Annotated in this window: 13 protein-coding genes, 3 pseudogenes and 1 CRISPR repeat array; of the genes and pseudogenes, 8 read left to right on the forward strand and 8 right to left on the reverse strand. The window is 46.5% G+C overall.

Translation table 11 applies throughout. The features are described 5' to 3' along the window. The first annotated feature begins 104 nt into the window (after positions 1 to 104). A CRISPR array of direct repeats spans positions 105 to 512; the repeat unit is 37 nt; unit sequence GCCGGAAAAAACCTAAAACCCTATCAGGGATTGAAAC. A 79-nt stretch (positions 513 to 591) separates the two neighbouring features. Both QUB25_RS28250 and QUB25_RS28255 read right to left on the reverse strand, forming a co-directional pair. Continuing rightward, entirely contained in the window at positions 592 to 1,794 is a 1,203-nt protein-coding gene (locus QUB25_RS28250) for a glycosyltransferase family 4 protein (protein WP_333188597.1), read from the reverse strand. 101 nt (positions 1,795 to 1,895) lie between these two features. Next, the gene (locus QUB25_RS28255) at positions 1,896 to 4,217 is read right to left on the reverse strand and encodes an IMS domain-containing protein (RefSeq protein WP_333188599.1); all 2,322 of its coding nucleotides are present in this window, start codon (positions 4,215 to 4,217) and stop codon (positions 1,896 to 1,898) included. Positions 4,218 to 4,675: 458 nt separating this feature from the next. On the opposite strand from QUB25_RS28255, the gene pdhA reads away from it, so the two are divergent. Beyond that, a complete protein-coding gene (pdhA, locus tag QUB25_RS28260) occupies positions 4,676 to 5,713 on the forward strand; it encodes a pyruvate dehydrogenase (acetyl-transferring) E1 component subunit alpha (RefSeq protein WP_006634162.1) in 1,038 nt (345 codons plus the stop codon). Positions 5,714 to 5,945: 232 nt separating this feature from the next. After that, positions 5,946 to 6,200: a hypothetical protein gene (locus QUB25_RS28265; RefSeq protein ID WP_333188602.1), complete on the forward strand. Its 255-nt coding sequence runs from the start codon at positions 5,946 to 5,948 to the stop codon at positions 6,198 to 6,200. Here the strand turns inward: QUB25_RS28265 and QUB25_RS29940 are convergent. Then, positions 6,167 to 6,628: pseudogene (locus QUB25_RS29940) on the reverse strand (MrcB family domain-containing protein). The gene QUB25_RS28265 and the pseudogene QUB25_RS29940 overlap by 34 nt on opposite strands. A gap of 163 nt (positions 6,629 to 6,791) precedes the next feature. After that, positions 6,792 to 6,917 (reverse strand): hypothetical protein, encoded by a 126-nt coding sequence (locus tag QUB25_RS28270; RefSeq protein WP_333188604.1) that lies wholly within the window; start codon positions 6,915 to 6,917, stop codon positions 6,792 to 6,794. Between QUB25_RS28270 and rpmI the strand changes: the two genes are divergently transcribed. The 6 genes from rpmI (at position 6,916) to QUB25_RS28300 (ending at position 11,703) form a co-directional block, all read left to right on the forward strand. Next, entirely contained in the window at positions 6,916 to 7,113 is a 198-nt protein-coding gene (gene rpmI / locus QUB25_RS28275) for a 50S ribosomal protein L35 (protein WP_006634164.1), read from the forward strand. The two genes, QUB25_RS28270 and rpmI, sit on opposite strands and share 2 nt — an antisense overlap. Positions 7,114 to 7,132: 19 nt before the next feature. Continuing rightward, a complete protein-coding gene (gene rplT, locus QUB25_RS28280; RefSeq protein ID WP_006634165.1) occupies positions 7,133 to 7,489 on the forward strand; it encodes a 50S ribosomal protein L20 in 357 nt (118 codons plus the stop codon). A 272-nt stretch (positions 7,490 to 7,761) separates the two neighbouring features. Continuing rightward, the gene (locus QUB25_RS28285) at positions 7,762 to 8,292 is read left to right on the forward strand and encodes a tetratricopeptide repeat protein (RefSeq protein ID WP_333039646.1); all 531 of its coding nucleotides are present in this window, start codon (positions 7,762 to 7,764) and stop codon (positions 8,290 to 8,292) included. Between the two features lie 236 nt (positions 8,293 to 8,528). Next, positions 8,529 to 8,906: a response regulator gene (locus tag QUB25_RS28290; RefSeq protein ID WP_333039645.1), complete on the forward strand. Its 378-nt coding sequence runs from the start codon at positions 8,529 to 8,531 to the stop codon at positions 8,904 to 8,906. Beyond that, positions 8,903 to 9,511: a chemotaxis protein CheC gene (locus tag QUB25_RS28295; RefSeq protein ID WP_333039643.1), complete on the forward strand. Its 609-nt coding sequence runs from the start codon at positions 8,903 to 8,905 to the stop codon at positions 9,509 to 9,511. Before QUB25_RS28290 ends, QUB25_RS28295 begins: the two co-directional genes overlap by 4 nt. Continuing rightward, positions 9,508 to 11,703, forward strand: a complete 2,196-nt coding sequence (locus QUB25_RS28300) for a diguanylate cyclase domain-containing protein (protein ID WP_333188607.1) — start codon at positions 9,508 to 9,510, stop codon at positions 11,701 to 11,703. Before QUB25_RS28295 ends, QUB25_RS28300 begins: the two co-directional genes overlap by 4 nt. Before the next feature lie 503 nt (positions 11,704 to 12,206). On the opposite strand, the gene QUB25_RS28305 is transcribed toward QUB25_RS28300, so the two are convergent. The 4 genes and pseudogenes from QUB25_RS28305 to QUB25_RS28320 form a co-directional block, all read right to left on the reverse strand. Beyond that, positions 12,207 to 12,563 (reverse strand): hypothetical protein, encoded by a 357-nt coding sequence (locus QUB25_RS28305; protein ID WP_333188609.1) that lies wholly within the window; start codon positions 12,561 to 12,563, stop codon positions 12,207 to 12,209. Between the two features lie 376 nt (positions 12,564 to 12,939). Next, entirely contained in the window at positions 12,940 to 13,593 is a 654-nt protein-coding gene (locus tag QUB25_RS28310; RefSeq protein WP_333188611.1) for a transposase family protein, read from the reverse strand. Positions 13,594 to 13,907: 314 nt separating this feature from the next. Beyond that, a pseudogene (locus tag QUB25_RS28315) lies at positions 13,908 to 14,539 on the reverse strand (transposase); the annotation flags it as partial. A gap of 30 nt (positions 14,540 to 14,569) precedes the next feature. Beyond that, positions 14,570 to 14,770, reverse strand: a pseudogene (locus QUB25_RS28320) (IS1 family transposase); the annotation flags it as partial. Positions 14,771 to 14,845 lie beyond the last annotated feature (75 nt).

Consider the following 14,845-nt stretch of genomic DNA (forward strand, 5'->3'; position numbering starts at 1 on the left):
GAAGTTATTAGTTCTTTGACGGGATGGAAATTTATTTTAGAGGCTATATATGTAGCAGGACTTTAGGAAATTGGTATAAGACCTTTGAAGCTTGGTTAATTAAGGCCGGAAAAAACCTAAAACCCTATCAGGGATTGAAACCCCGGAGGGATAGGTCGTTGCGGTGGGCAACGATGCCGGAAAAAACCTAAAACCCTATCAGGGATTGAAACTCGCCGCTTCCATACGGAACCCCCGCACATTGGTACGCCGGAAAAAACCTAAAACCCTATCAGGGATTGAAACTTCCATAAACCTAGCGAACAGATAACAGTTGATAAGCCGCCGGAAAAAACCTAAAACCCTATCAGGGATTGAAACGACCAACTGGGATTACTAAAAGCAGCTAACTTGCTACCCGGCCGGAAAAAACCTAAAACCCTATCAGGGATTGAAACGCAGCACTGCAAGGTGACACAAGCAAAAACCCTCAGAGGCCGGAAAAAACCTAAAACCCTATCAGGGATTGAAACCATGACCACATAAACCTAAATTTATTTTTGTGGTGCCGGAAAAAACCTATTTCCCCATCTAGGGCTTGAAACGTCCAAACTACAAAATTATTGGCTCAAAAATAGACTTCTCCTTTTTCTTTTTATCTCCTCCCATAACCTCAAGCAATCGATCAACTACACGCCTCCAAGTAAAATTTTCAGCCACAAAACCCGGGCCCGCAACCCTCGCTTTCGCAGCGATTCCAGGTTGTTCGATCGCCCTTTGCATCAAATCAGTCAAATGTTCCCACTCAGGAGCTAAGATAAATAAGGTTTCCCCGTCACTCACCACAGCCGTAAATTTACTTTCGATCCGCTGTGCAAAGTTCGATCGCGTAAAATCATCCGTAGGGCCGCCCGCAGTGCAAATAATAGGCAAACCGCAAGCTGCTGCTTCCAACACCGGCAGATTAAAACCTTCTGCCAAATAGGGAGAAACATAAGCATCTGCTGCTTGGTAAAACTCTGCTATTTGAGCAAAAGATAGCTGGCTACCAGTATAAATTAATCTTGGTAAAACCCTTCCTCTTTCGGCATCGTTGAGCACAACTCGGCACGCTTCCGCAATCTCGTCTCTCGACGGATAAAGCAGTTCAGAACCTTTTAAAACTAATCTCGCATCTGGATATTTGTCAACTACCGCAGCGAAGGCTTTTAATAAAGGGCGAATACCTTTGCGATCCGTTTGTCCTCCGATATTTAAAAATATAAAATAGTTTGACCAGCCGAAGCTTTCGCGCAGTGATTGACGCCGATCGCCCGCAGCAGGATAATAAATCTTAGGATCGACACCCAAAGGTACGACGGCAATGCGATCAGCCTCCACACCGCTGCGAATTAAGCCAGCTTTTGACCAAGCTGAAGGTGTAATAATTTTCGTTTCTGAGTTAACGGGGATTTCGGCGATCGACTTAACACCCATCGCCTGTAATACTGAACGGGTAATAATCCCCCATTCTGTGGCTGCAAATACCCAAGTTTGAGCGCTGTGGGAGGCCGAGAAGTCCCACGGGCAGTATATTCGCAGGGTAACATCGGCTGACTGATTTACCGCCGGGATCTTAATGCTGCGAAGTAATGTTTCATTTGGGCGATCGAACAAACTAATTTTCGTCTCCCAAGCCGCGTCAATGTAGGGCATATCGCGGTGGAAAAGCTCAATTTGTCCTCGCGGGCGAGCGAGCATTTCCAGCAGTTGAAATTGATTGGCTACGCAATAGGAATGATAAATAAAACGCCAGCCTTCAACAATAATCTGCAATTCAAAGCTCCCGCTTTTGGACTTAAAAATTTAACTAATAATCAGAAATTGGTAATTAGCAAATAGCAAGCAGAAATTACCAATTACTAATTACCAATTCCTTACTTAATCACTTGCCAATCCATAATCCGCCACTGTCCCTCTTGGCGGATCAAGTCGTAGCGCACCCGCAGGTTTTCATTGCGCGAAGAAACGAGTTGAGAACGATCGAACACTTCGGCTTTTTCCCCAACTTGGGCTTCTACTTGGGCGCGATCGGGATTAGTCGGATTCGTCTTAACTCCATTAACTTCCAGCTTGTGTACATAACGCTGGTGCGCGTTGTTGCGCTGTTGAGCTTCTGCCATCAATTGCCAGCGAGACAAAGCCGGTTCTGTCAGAACTTGCTTTAATTCTTCAACAGCGTGATTGGGGCCCAAAGCCGCTGCTTTCGCCGATAGCCAGCTTTGAACTATTTGTCCGGCTGATTCCTCAGTGATTTCTCCCGACACTGCGCCTGCAGCGCTCGGCTCTGGGGCCGGGGCCAAGGCAGGGATTTCTAGGGGCGGTTCTTCCAGGCGGACTAGGGCTTGCTCTCCTTGGAGGGATGGGCCCGATAGGGCTTGCATCGCGCTAGCCAACAGACTGAGTATTAACCACAGGAGTAACAGGCTCAGAACACCTGCGACTAGAAACAAAGCCAGCCTGTTTGGAGGCATAGACTTGACTTGGGCGGTAAGTTCTGCTGCCTTGGTGCGCGCCCGATCGACCAAATCACCCTTTAGCCCATTGCCGCTTGCTCCGCTGTGCCCTGAATGTTGGCGTCTGCGATGTTTGGAAGTCGATTCTGCTGGGTGTGGCACTGTAGCTATCGGGATAGAGACGGGGGCAACAGCGCTGGGCGCGGCCACCGTTGCCTGGGATTTCGCGCCCGAGGCTGCGGTGGAAGCGTCGCCCGGTACGGGGGTCAATGTGACGGTACTGGCTCCCTGCTTGGCTGTGGGTGGCTGTGCGGGTATGGCAGCGGGCGATCGGCCTGCGGTCGGTTGCAGTCGCCCTGGCGGCTTGCCGGAGCGGGGCTGCACGACGACCCATTCGTTGGCCGTTTCTGCGTCCTGTGGCAAAGCTTCTAGGTAAGCTTGTACTTTCGGGTCAGCAAAGTAGTCTTTCAAGGACACTGACTCGTTGGCCAAGTCGCGGAAGTGGGGAAACACTTCTTCTTGTAGCCAATGTTCGGCGTACAAGCACAGTCCGGGCAACAAGTCGGGTGAATCTTGGGAATGTTCGCGAATGAAGGCCAGGGGTTCTTTTTCCGAACTGAGTTCGAGGGCTCTGCTGGCTTCTTCTGTCTGGCCCAGCAGCAGGGAACAGACGGCTTTTTCCAGGTGAACGTCTTGGCGGCGACCGAGCTGCATCAGCATCAGCTTTGCCCGACGGATCATCGAGGGCTGTCTGGCGGCAAATCCTTGGGCTAACAGGGTGTAGACCGAGAGATAAGTGGCGACTGCGGAGGGGCGGCCGGCTTCGGCTTCAAATAGCGCTTGCTGCTCGCTGCTGGTTAGGTGTTTACGCATTTGCTGCACGAACCGGAGGAAGTCTTCTATTCCTAAACCCGATCGATCGTCTCCCGAACCGTCGATACCCCCTCGTTCTTGAAGCATTTCTCGCAGGATTTGCAGTCCCCGGCGACGCTCATCGACTTTTTCTTCGGGGAGTGATAATAGCTCTAAAATGTTGTACGGACGGAGTTTGTATATGTCGGCTTGCATTTCACCCCTCACGCTTGCAAATAGGCTTTCGCGCAGCAGCAATTCTTGACCTGCTTCTAATGATCTTGCGGCATTTTCGTACTGACCTTGCTGCCACTGTTCGCGGCCGAGTTCTAGACAGGCAAGGCTGACGGTTAAAACTATATCTGGCCTCACGAGATCTTTGTCGCCGAAACGACCTTCTGCGATCGCGATGCTGCCATTGTTAAGATACGGGCGACCCAGCTTCTGTACGAGTTCGTATTCCCCCAGTTCTTGCAGTATGAGCAGGGCTCCTACGAATTGGTTGTCATCGATTTCAATACTTGGTGTGTGGGGGTCGGGAGCAGCCTCTAAAGCCTTGGACTCTGGCGGAGCGGTTTCTCCTGCGTCTTGCAGGAAGGTGGCCGTGCCTGCTGAGGTTTTTGACCTCTGGTGCTTGGCTTCCTGTGCGGCTTCCGACTCTCGATCGTAAGTTTTGGCTAAAAAACTGGCATCGTAAGCTTTGCGCCCCTCTGAGTCTGACAGAACGGCGCAGGCTTCATCGAGCAGTTGTTTGCGGGCGACGATCGCAACTTCGGAATACTCCCTGCGCGGAAGCTGTAAAGTTCGATCACGGTGAGCCTGCTGCAACTGTTCGGCAGTAGCTTGAATCGGTAGACCCAAAATCCGGTAGTAATCTAGTGGAATTAACATAAGTTAAAGAACTGTCCACTTCCCCAAAGCGCTAGCAACTGAATTAGCCTATCTTAAGTGACATACTCCCGCAAACCAAATCAAAAATTCTGGTGTTGGCTTCCCACCGCCCCATTCGCGGTATGTTGGACTTGCCGTAGAGATACTCTGATTTTTTTCCCTCTAGGGCGTTTTACAGTGAGGAAAATGCAAAGGCTCACTGCCCGTCAGCTAAAGGAGTGGTTTGACTCTTGAGCATTTTCGGGTTTGAGAGTAATGGAATTATATCATTCGTTTGCATGGGGTTTAGATGGGAGTTGGTTCTCCGAGTCCCGGCAATCCGCCCCGCCTGCCCTACTCATTTTAACAATTGGTGAACTGTTGCACAGAAAACGTTTGATCGTTGTCTGCTGCGGTTGTGTCCCATCTGGGTTTAAATTTAGATGTCTAGGAAGCCGATCGTCGGGTATTAATTATTTATGGTTCAGGAACGGACTTTACCAGTTTTTGACGCGCAAAGCGTAAACATTTCTCGGGATGAGGGCTTAATGCTCTACGAGGATATGGTCTTGGGGCGCTACTTTGAGGACAAGTGTGCTGAGATGTACTACCGGGGCAAAATGTTTGGTTTTGTCCACTTGTACAACGGTCAGGAAGCTGTGTCTACAGGCGTGATTCGATCGATGCGCCGGGATGACACTGATTACGTCAGCAGCACCTACCGGGATCACGTTCACGCTTTGAGCGCGGGCGTCCCGGCGCGGGAGGTAATGGCGGAGTTGTTCGGGAAGGAAACTGGTTGCTCGAAGGGCCGCGGCGGTTCGATGCACATGTTTTCGGCCGAACACCGACTGTTGGGAGGTTATGCTTTTGTGGCTGAGGGAATTCCTGTAGCTACGGGGGCGGCTTTTCAATCTAAGTACCGGCGCGAAGCTTTGGGGGATGAGAGTTCCGATGGCGTAACTGCTTGTTTTTTTGGCGATGGCGCTGCAAATAACGGCCAGTTTTTTGAATGTTTGAATATGGCGGCTTTGTGGAAGTTGCCGATTATTTATGTTGTGGAAAACAACAAATGGGCGATCGGGATGGCCCACGAGCGAGCTACTTCTGATCCGCTGATTTACAAGAAAGCTCATGCTTTTGGCATGGCTGGTTTTGAGGTTGACGGGATGGATGTTTTGGCGGTGCGGGAAGTGGCCAAGGAAGCTGTGGCGCGGGCGCGGGCCGGCGAGGGGCCGACTTTGATTGAGGCTTTGACTTATCGCTTTCGCGGGCATTCTTTGGCAGATCCTGATGAGTTGCGTTCTAAGGAAGAGAAGGAATATTGGTTCCCCCGCGATCCGATTAAGAAGTTGGCTGCTGATTTGATCGATCGAACTTTGGCAACTGCTGAAGAATTGAAAGAGATCGATAATAAAATTCAAGCAGTAATTGATGATGCAGTCGATTTTGCTGAGAAAAGCGCTGAGCCAGATCCTAGCGAATTGTATCGGTTTATCTATGCAGAAGATGAGTAAGCTGTTGTGCTTTTAACTTGTATGTTTAGGGCAGCCAGGATGCCCACCCCACAAGAGTGATAGAACCCAGTAGGGACACGGCGAAAGCCTTTGTCCCTACTGCACTTCTTAAACCAAAAATACGCTGTTAGACTTACGTACAAACTCTAACTGTAGGGTGTGCACTGCGAACCTTACAAGCATAAATTAGGGCTAGAATCAAAGGTAGACTTTCTAGACGAAAAGAGGCGATATGATAAATCTCGCTCGCGACCTAACTCAACCCAGCAAAAATATGGGTGCAGTTCGAGCCGAAGTCAAGCTAAGGAATGCCATTGATGAAGCCTTAGTGAGTCTAGGAGTTCTCAATCCAAATCTGTTCCCCGTGTACGAAGCAGAAGCACTGATAGATAGTGGTGCAGTACGCACAGCTATTCTTGTAGAAGTCGGCGAACACCTCGGCTTAATTCGGAGTCAAGAAATAGCAAAATATATCGAATCAAGCTGAATATCCAGAGGTTCTGAAAATTCCCTGAGCTTGTCAGAACCAAGCTTATCTTTAAATAGTTGTGATTGAGCTCTTACCATGTCCCTCGACTTCCCAAGTCCGAACTTATTTCTTTTATCTGCTATTCCTTGATTGACAGAAAGATAAACGCCAGAGAAGTCGACGCGAAATAAATAAACACACTAAAAGCCCGACTGGACACTCTCATTTACAAGCTTGTTAAATATTGCTATCCAAAAAACTTTAGCCCAATCACCCTTCCCTAGTGAAGCTTTTACGCTAGAAATTTCTGGTAATTCCAATGAAGCAATTATTGATTTCGGCACTACATTTCTGACATAACTAGCAAAGGAATGTCCCTTGAAGTTGTCATTACTGATCAATGGATATTCCCAAATGATTTTTTCAAGGGAGTCTCTAAGCGCCATAACCAATAATTAATGTTGCATTTTAATTTAATTTATATAGTGCCTCACCAGCAGCTTTCAAATATTAACCCTGCCGATAACCCCGAGATATAACCCTTAATTATACCGCATTTGCGGTATAACATTTTATACCAGGTGTAAACTAGCCCAAACTACCGCAAGATTACCCGATCGCCCATCCTGTATATCGCCGCAAATGCAGCGCCACCTCCAACCCGCAAATCTCCCTTGCAGAAAGTACCACAAACGTGATACCGTAGAAGCTTGTGTCCAAATAACACCAGTTCATGCCAAAACTCAAAACTCGCAAAGCAGCCGCAAAGCGCTTTAGAGCGACCGGCAGCGGTAAAATTGTGCGCCGCAAAGCTTACAAAAGCCACTTGCTACAGCACAAAAGTTCAGCTCGCAAAAGCCGTCTCTCTAAGCTGGTCGTCATCGACGAGACCAACGATGCTAACGTGCGGTTAATGCTTCCATACTTGTAAAGTTTAACGGAAATTAAAGATGACACGGGTAAAACGCGGTAATGTCGCCAGAGCGCGCCGCAAAAAAATTCTCAAATTAGCCAAGGGTTTCCGAGGCGCACAGTCGAAACAGTTCCGCACAGCTAACCAACGGGTGATGCAAGCCCTGCGTAACGGTTATCGCGATCGCAAAAAACGCAAACGCGATTTCCGTCGCCTGTGGATTGCTCGGATCAATGCCGCATCGCGCCAGCACGGCACGAGCTACAGCAGACTGATCGGCAACATGAAAAAAGCCAACATCGAAATCAACCGCAAAATGCTGGCACAAATGGCGATTATTGACCCTGCAACATTCGGTAAAGTCGTGGAAATGGCTAATCGAGCCGGAGCCTGAAAGTTAGGTTACTTTTCAGAATGCACAAAGCAGAAGTAAGAAAGATTTAAAGGTCTGCCAGAGAAGGAAAACTCCTGATGAATTTAGGAGGTTGAGAGCAATTTTCCTTCTTTGTTCTTACTTCTGGGCTGTTGCTTTTTCAGAAATCGCGATCGGGCAGGTCGATCGCTATTTCCTTGTTTTTTATACAGTTGCAGAGGCAAATCTTAGAGATTGCTAGCGCATTAAAATAAATAAAACCTTCCACAGACATACCTAAATTTAAGAAAAACATGGATAGTAATTTACTCATTGTTTACTTGTCAGTCCTGCTCGCTATACTCGGCAGCACTTCATGGTTTGTGGTGCGCCAAATTCTCAAAACTCGGAAGCTGGAAATGTCTCTGGAACGCTTAGAAAATAAGCTGACAGTAGAAAAAGGAACAGCACAGGAATACTACGAATTAGGAAGTATCTATCTAGATAAGAAGCTTTACTCCCAGGCGATCGTACTGTTTCAAAAAGCCCTGAAAGCCAAAGACTTAGAAGGCGAAGAAAATCAAGCTGTTATTTACAACGCCCTCGGTTTTGCACACTTTGGCCAAGAACAGTACGACATCGCAATCCGCCACTACAAAGAAGCCCTGAAGTTGCAGCCCGAATACGTTACATCTCTCAATAATCTGGGTCACGCCTACGAGCGCAAGAAATTAACAGCTCAAGCCTTGGAAATGTACGAACAAGCTCTTGCCTGCCATCCAGACAATACCACGGCAAAACAGCGAGTAGAGTCCCTCCGGAAGCGTTTGGTAATCTATAATTGAGCGCCCTTGTTAGAGCAATAGAGATCCCGCCAACCTGGTTTCATTCAGAAACCGGGTTTTTTCTTAACATAGTCCAAGATACTAAACTATCCCACACATTAATGCGTTAGTTTTTAAGAACTGGAATTCCGAGTGAAGCTCGATCACACACCGTCCCAGCACTTTAAATTACTGTCAAGATAAAAGCAGTACCTGCAACGCCGGTCAGTCCTAAACAATAGAAGGAGGAGAACGTAGTGACATCAATTCTCGTTGTCGAAGATTCGTGGTTGACTCGCAGGGTAATCTGCAAAATCTTGCGAGCAGAAGGATACGAGACTTGGGAAGCATCCAGCGGCCCAGAAGCTCTAGAACAGCTCGGCACTAAAACCCCAAACTGTATGCTCTTAGATCTGCTGATGCCAGAAATGGAAGGTCGAGAAGTCCTGCAAGCGATGCGCGATCGAGGATATAAAATTCCAGTGATCGTAATTACCGCAGACATCCAAGCAAGCACCCGCTCCGAGTGCATGGAACTCGGAGCCCTGGCAGTCATTCACAAAATGCCCAACTCAGATGAACTGATCGGGTGGATCAAAAAAGCTCTCAGTGTCAGCGAGGAGAGCACCCAATGAAATTAAGCACTCGACAGCTCGATGCTTTGCAGGAACTCGTCAACATCGGTATCGGTCAAGCCGCAGGGGTTTTGAACGACATGATCGACTCCCCGATTCGCTTGCAAATCCCCTATCTTCAAATACTGACTCCCATTGACGTGGAAGAAGAGTTAGAGCAGCACCTCAACGGCGAGCAAATCGCCGCTGTCCAGCTCAAATTCACAGGCTCCTTTGGAGGCATTGCCCAGCTAGTCTTTCCCACCAACAGCGCTGCCCTGCTGGTGACAATGCTTACAGGGGAAGAAGTTGGAACTCACGATCTTGATTCAGTCAAAATTGGTACGCTGAGTGAAGTGGGAAATATTGTAATTAATGGGGTCATGGGTGCAATCAGCAACGTACTTCAGCAGCGCCTGAACTACTCAATTCCCACTTATAGCGAAGGGACGATTGCTAGTTTGCTGGTATCTGGCGGTTTAGCTACTGATACAGTTGTTTTATTAGCTCAGACCAGTTTCATGATTGAAAGGCTTCACATTGAAGGAGATATCATTCTTATTTTCAATGTTAATTCCTTTGACACCTTGTTGACTGCTATCAATCAACTTGCCGGGGGTCTATGATTGAGGAGAGCAAAAGTATTAAGGAAAAGTTTGGGGTTCTCGACAGCGTACCAGTCGGCGCCTGCTTGCTGCAAGATGATTTTGTGGTGCTGTTTTGGAACACTTGTCTAGAAGAGTGGACTAAAATTCCCCGCAGCCAAATATTGGGAACAAAGATCACAACCCATTTTCCTCACCTGAGTCAGTTAAAGTACGCCACTCGCTTCAAGCAAATCTTTGCAGGAGGCCCGCCAACAATTTTTTCTTCTCAAATTCACAAACACCTGATTCCGGCAACTTGGCAAGACGGCCAGCAGCGAATTCAGCAAACTACTGTGACTGCTGTGCCGGCCCTAGAGGCTGGCATAGAAGAACAGGAGATTAGAGACTGGGTTCTCCATACTCTTGAGTTGGCATCAGACGGTACAGTCGGAGTCGGCTCACCAAGAAGTGCTTTTTTGTCTAGGGAATCTGCACCCTCAGTTTCGTCATCAATATGGCCGGGCATCAATTCCCCATCGTTCTACGCGCTGCTGGTGATTCAAGACGTGACTGACCTCACCCACCGCATCCAAGCTTACCGCACAATGCGGGATCAAGCTTTGGAAGAAGTGCAAGTGCGTCAGCGGGTGGAGGAAGAATTGCGATCGAGCCAGCATTTCATCCAGCAGATTGCTGACGCGGCGCCTTATTTGCTCTACATTTACGATTTGACCGAACAGCGAAACGTCTACGTCAACGGTCAAGCTTCTAAATTGCTGGGCTACACTCCCCAAGAAATTTTACAGATGCAAACTGCTTTGTACTCCAGTTTGGTGTACCCAGAAGATTTGCCGAGGCTCAAAGCCCACCAGCAAAAATTTCCCTCGACCCAAGACGGGCATATTTTGGAGTTGGAATATCGCCTCAAACATCGATCGGGCGAATGGCGCTGGTTTCGCTGCCGCGACCAAGTTTTCGCCCGCACAGCCGACGGCTGCCCCAAACAAATTTTCGGCACCGCTCAAGATATCACGGAGTACAAGCGGGCAGAAGAGGCGCTGCGGCAGCAGAACGAACGAGAACTGCTGATGGCGACGATTACTCAGCACATCCGCCAGTCTCTGGATTTGGGGGAAGTGCTCCGCACGACAGTGACAGAAGTGCGTCAGTTCCTTCAGGCTGATCGAGTGATGATCGTGCGCTTTAACCCCTGTACCGGCAGTCTCTGCGCTGGCCCGGCGACGGGGGCGGTGACAGTGGAATCTGTAGCTCCCAACTGCCAGCCGATGTTGGGGGAAACCCTGGAAAATTTCTGTTTTGACCAGTTCTATCTCGAAGCGTACCAACATCGATCGATCCGACCGATCGGCGATGTTTTAGCCGCGGATTTGCCGCAATATCAAATTGACTTGCTCGCACAATTCGCGGTGAGAGCTTATTTGGTAGTGCCTTTAGTGCAAGGAGACGATTTGTGGGGGCTGCTGATGGCTCACCAGTGCAGTCCCCGGCAGTGGATGCAGTTGGAAGTAGAGTTGCTGTCTTCTCTGGCCACCCAGTTGGCGATCGCTATCAAGCAAGCAGAACTCTACCAGCAGTTGCAAGCAGCCAACCTCAAGTTAGAGCGGTTGGCAACTTTAGACGAACTCACACAGCTAGCAAACCGCCGCCGGTTCGATCAGTATTTAGAAATGGAGTGGCGCAGACAAGCCCGGGAACAAACGCCCATGTCCCTAATTCTGTGCGATATTGATTCTTTTAAAAGTTACAACGATACTTACGGGCATCAAGGCGGAGACGAATGTTTGCGACAAGTCGCCGGGGCGATCGGCAATGCAGTCAATCGCCCCGCCGATTTAGTAGCTCGCTACGGAGGCGAAGAATTTGCCGTTATTTTGCCAAATACCGCGATTCAAGGCGCCGTGATGGTAGCCAAACACATACAGCTCAAAATCGCAGCTTTGCAGGTTCCTCACGCTGGTTCTCAAGTGAGCCCATATGTCACTCTCAGTCTTGGCGTAGCGAGTATTGTTCCTGCATCTGAATCGGGAGCCGAAATTCTGATTGCCACAGCCGACCAAGCGCTGTATCAGGCTAAACGACTTGGACGCGATCGTATCCAACTATACCAGCCTGATCCTGCTGCTGGCAAGCCAAATGGCACAAGCACTTCGATACTTCCTGTAGATTTTTCTCTACCTAACACTAATTTACCCTCTCCCACCAGCGCTTGAGGAATTGCCATATTTGTGGATTCCGAGTAGTTATACCATTCCGCAAAAAAAATGCCCCTGTCAGCGCGTGATCCAAACCCTGATATCCCTGTTCTGTCACTCTGCGAATTAAAGAAGTAAAAAATAAGCTAGCTCAAACATAAAAGGGTTGGAATTGATTTATTGAATCAATTAAATCGTTGCACCCAAGCAATAAATTAGGATTAGGGAATATTTATTATCAAGGATAAACCAACCAAAATAGAAGCATAGGTTGGATAAGCTGTTGTACATTTAAACTGTGATATACAGGTATCCGCTCAATAAATCGGGGTAACAGTAAAAAAAGAAGGTTCACAATCTAGGCACAGCATGGTAGAATAGGACATATTATTAATCATAAAATCAAGAATGTCATGGTCTTTTTTAGCCACTAAAGTCACAATAAACCGTGGGTTTATACGACACTTACTACAAGAATCAAGTACCAATAATTCAGAGCCTTTATATTTTTTTGAATTTCTTCAATCAGACCAGGACACACCCAGAGAATAAACCGAAGATTGTTGACGAATAATCGTCCCTAGAGAGGGAATATTTCCCAGGTAAGAAATACGGTCGTGCATATATTCAAAAAAGCTAATTCCTAATTTGCGGGTAGTCGCCACCAGAGACATGAAAACATCCATCGCCTTAGTTCCTTCACAAGTTTGCGTTGCATAACTAATATTTCGTCGCTGCACGATTGTTCTAGCAGCTAATTCGGCAGGGTTATTATGTAAAGGTAATTCCGGATGCTCCAAAACTAAAAGCAACTCAGATATTTTACTCAAACTTAATTTTTTTCGTTCATCTAATTGTTCATAACCAGTTATAGTCATTTCAAATAAGCATGAGACACTCTTCATGCACAATAAGCACGAATAACCTGACGGGGTGACAACCCCGTCAAAACATTGATAAAATCAAGGACATAGCTCTCATACCCCTCTGAAAAAATGGTAGTTTATTACGCCTAATTCTCATTAATTCACTAATAATATCTTGACAAAATTCCATTCCAACCGCCCAACAGTGACCATAAGACCTCTCCCATAATTCCAATCCCTTTCCCCGCTTGGTTTCTGGCGGACGGTTCCTGCAGGGACCGTCCGTCAGAAACCAACGCTTCCATAAGGGTTTCAACGGTCAATAGATAAAAAATGCCCAATTTTATGACCTAAATTTTACTGTTTTTTTTTCAGTTTGTAGGGACTTTTATTGACACATAACGAGCGCACCTATTCGCCATCTTACTAATCCACATACCACCAAAATTACTCTCTCGTAATTTTTCGTTTTTAAGCGAAATCTTTCTGATGCTACTCTCCATATTTTTAATAATCTAATTAGATGCTCGACAAAGATTCTTTTTTGAGCCTTTGACTTATTCGCTCTCTTTTGAGCTGGAGTCAGAACTACCTGACGCGGTTTTTTATGAGGAGTATTAATTAATGGTTCTCCTACATAAGCTTTATCTCCTTGAAACTTTTGTGATTTTTCTAATGACGCTCTCTGCTTTCTCCAAATGTTTATGTCGGCTGTTGCTCCGGTTTCTCCTACTACTACGTCAACAATCTCTTTACCGGATGGCATGACTATTACCTGGTTCTTTTTAGTATGTCTCTTTTGTTTGCCAGAGTAATTTTTTTTCTGCTCTTCATTGTCCGTAGGTCTTTGTATGGGCTGCTCGTAGCTATCTACTATCAACTCAACATCTTTCAAAATTTCCAGAACCCATGCCCGCTCGCCATCATTTTTTTTTACTTGTTCTAACACCGAAGCCGGCAATAAATCTCTTAAAATCTTTACCCAACGGTGAAAAATATAATTAGCGGTTGATTCACCAATCCCAAATTGTACCCCAAGCATTTGAAAAGTAGGTAAGTTATGCAGGTACACGGTGGGTCAAAATAATTTGGTCTGCCATCGTTAGTTTAGGGGGACGACCGCTGCCCGGTTTAATGAGCCGAGTTTTCTGACTTTCTTGAGATGATTTTTGACGAGCGTACAAATTTTATGCATGGGTAATTAGTTGTATTAATTGGTCGTAGTCTATACCCAACATTCTTTGAGTCTCGGATGGATGTTTTTCAATATATTCTCGGAGTTGGCTCATGTTTTTGGGGGTAAAATTCCCTTATAATTTAAGAGCGCTCTATCAACCATTTCTTTTTGGGAGATATCTAATGTCTATCTCGTCTTCTTGTCAAGGGGGTTGAGCAATTACGTTTTTTCTGTATCGAGTCCCCCCATTTATAATTGGGGATTATCTTCAACCCAAAAACAGGTGTTCTTTTTCCAAATAGACATAAAAACACACAAAAAAGCCGACGCCACCAGGTAGCAAGGTTCATTACAAAAAAACTAATTGCAATAACTGTACCAGATGTATTATCAAGTTTTGCCATCACTCGATTGAGACCGAATCTTCGTTTCCGCAAGCCCCAAACTTGCCCTCAATTGCATTTCTAATTCTCTCATCTTCCAACGCTTGCTTCTTTTTTGATTTACTCACCTTTGCTTGGGGTCTTCCTAGAGGGGATCCACTGAGCCTAATTCCTCTTTCTTTGCACCACGCTCGGTTTGATATTGTACGATAAATGTGATCTGCATGAACTGACTCTGGATAATATCCTGTAAATCTATAAAAAGCTTCTACTTGTGCTTTTAAGTCCCCTTATTCGTTAAAGTTATCCCAGCTCATCCGGTCTAAAAATACATATCCTTCAAAACAACTGGCTGATAGTTTGGCTCCAAACTATACGCTTTTCCCGGCTTTTCCTCTGACTATAGGACGAATATGGGGTTGACTTAAACGGCGTTGCTGAATCAAGGTATGATAAACTTATAGTGCGAGCGCAGACAAGCGAGAATGATTTATTTGATTTTGATACGGAATTGGAACATCTGCAAATTTTAGATAGTGAATTAGTAATTGAATTGAATATCTTAGCATTTGTTCAGATTTAGAATAACAAAGAGTTTTTCGTTTTAGGCGAGCCAAATAATGCCTTAATCTTGTATTTTCACCCTCAACTCTTGTCATACCAATTTAATATGAAGCTGCATAGAATAGGGCTTCAAGAATAAAATTGTAAGATGACAACGAACAGATTTCCTC

This window comes from Microcoleus sp. B3-D7, assembly GCF_036705305.1.
Taxonomy (GTDB): domain Bacteria; phylum Cyanobacteriota; class Cyanobacteriia; order Cyanobacteriales; family Microcoleaceae; genus Microcoleus.

What these genes read in the sequence shown, in the direction of transcription:
- QUB25_RS28255 (WP_333188599.1), bottom strand. Translation starts at nt 4,217, where the DNA reads ATGTTAATTCCACTAGATTACTACCGGATTTTGGGTCTACCGATTCAA.
- pdhA (WP_006634162.1), top strand. Translation starts at nt 4,676, where the DNA reads ATGGTTCAGGAACGGACTTTACCAGTTTTTGACGCGCAAAGCGTAAAC.
- QUB25_RS28265 (WP_333188602.1), top strand. Translation starts at nt 5,946, where the DNA reads ATGATAAATCTCGCTCGCGACCTAACTCAACCCAGCAAAAATATGGGT.
- rpmI (WP_006634164.1), top strand. Translation starts at nt 6,916, where the DNA reads ATGCCAAAACTCAAAACTCGCAAAGCAGCCGCAAAGCGCTTTAGAGCG.
- QUB25_RS28270 (WP_333188604.1), bottom strand. Translation starts at nt 6,917, where the DNA reads ATGAACTGGTGTTATTTGGACACAAGCTTCTACGGTATCACGTTTGTG.
- rplT (WP_006634165.1), top strand. Translation starts at nt 7,133, where the DNA reads ATGACACGGGTAAAACGCGGTAATGTCGCCAGAGCGCGCCGCAAAAAA.
- QUB25_RS28285 (WP_333039646.1), top strand. Translation starts at nt 7,762, where the DNA reads ATGGATAGTAATTTACTCATTGTTTACTTGTCAGTCCTGCTCGCTATA.
- QUB25_RS28295 (WP_333039643.1), top strand. Translation starts at nt 8,903, where the DNA reads ATGAAATTAAGCACTCGACAGCTCGATGCTTTGCAGGAACTCGTCAAC.
- QUB25_RS28300 (WP_333188607.1), top strand. Translation starts at nt 9,508, where the DNA reads ATGATTGAGGAGAGCAAAAGTATTAAGGAAAAGTTTGGGGTTCTCGAC.
- QUB25_RS28305 (WP_333188609.1), bottom strand. Translation starts at nt 12,563, where the DNA reads ATGACTATAACTGGTTATGAACAATTAGATGAACGAAAAAAATTAAGT.
- QUB25_RS28310 (WP_333188611.1), bottom strand. Translation starts at nt 13,593, where the DNA reads ATGCTTGGGGTACAATTTGGGATTGGTGAATCAACCGCTAATTATATT.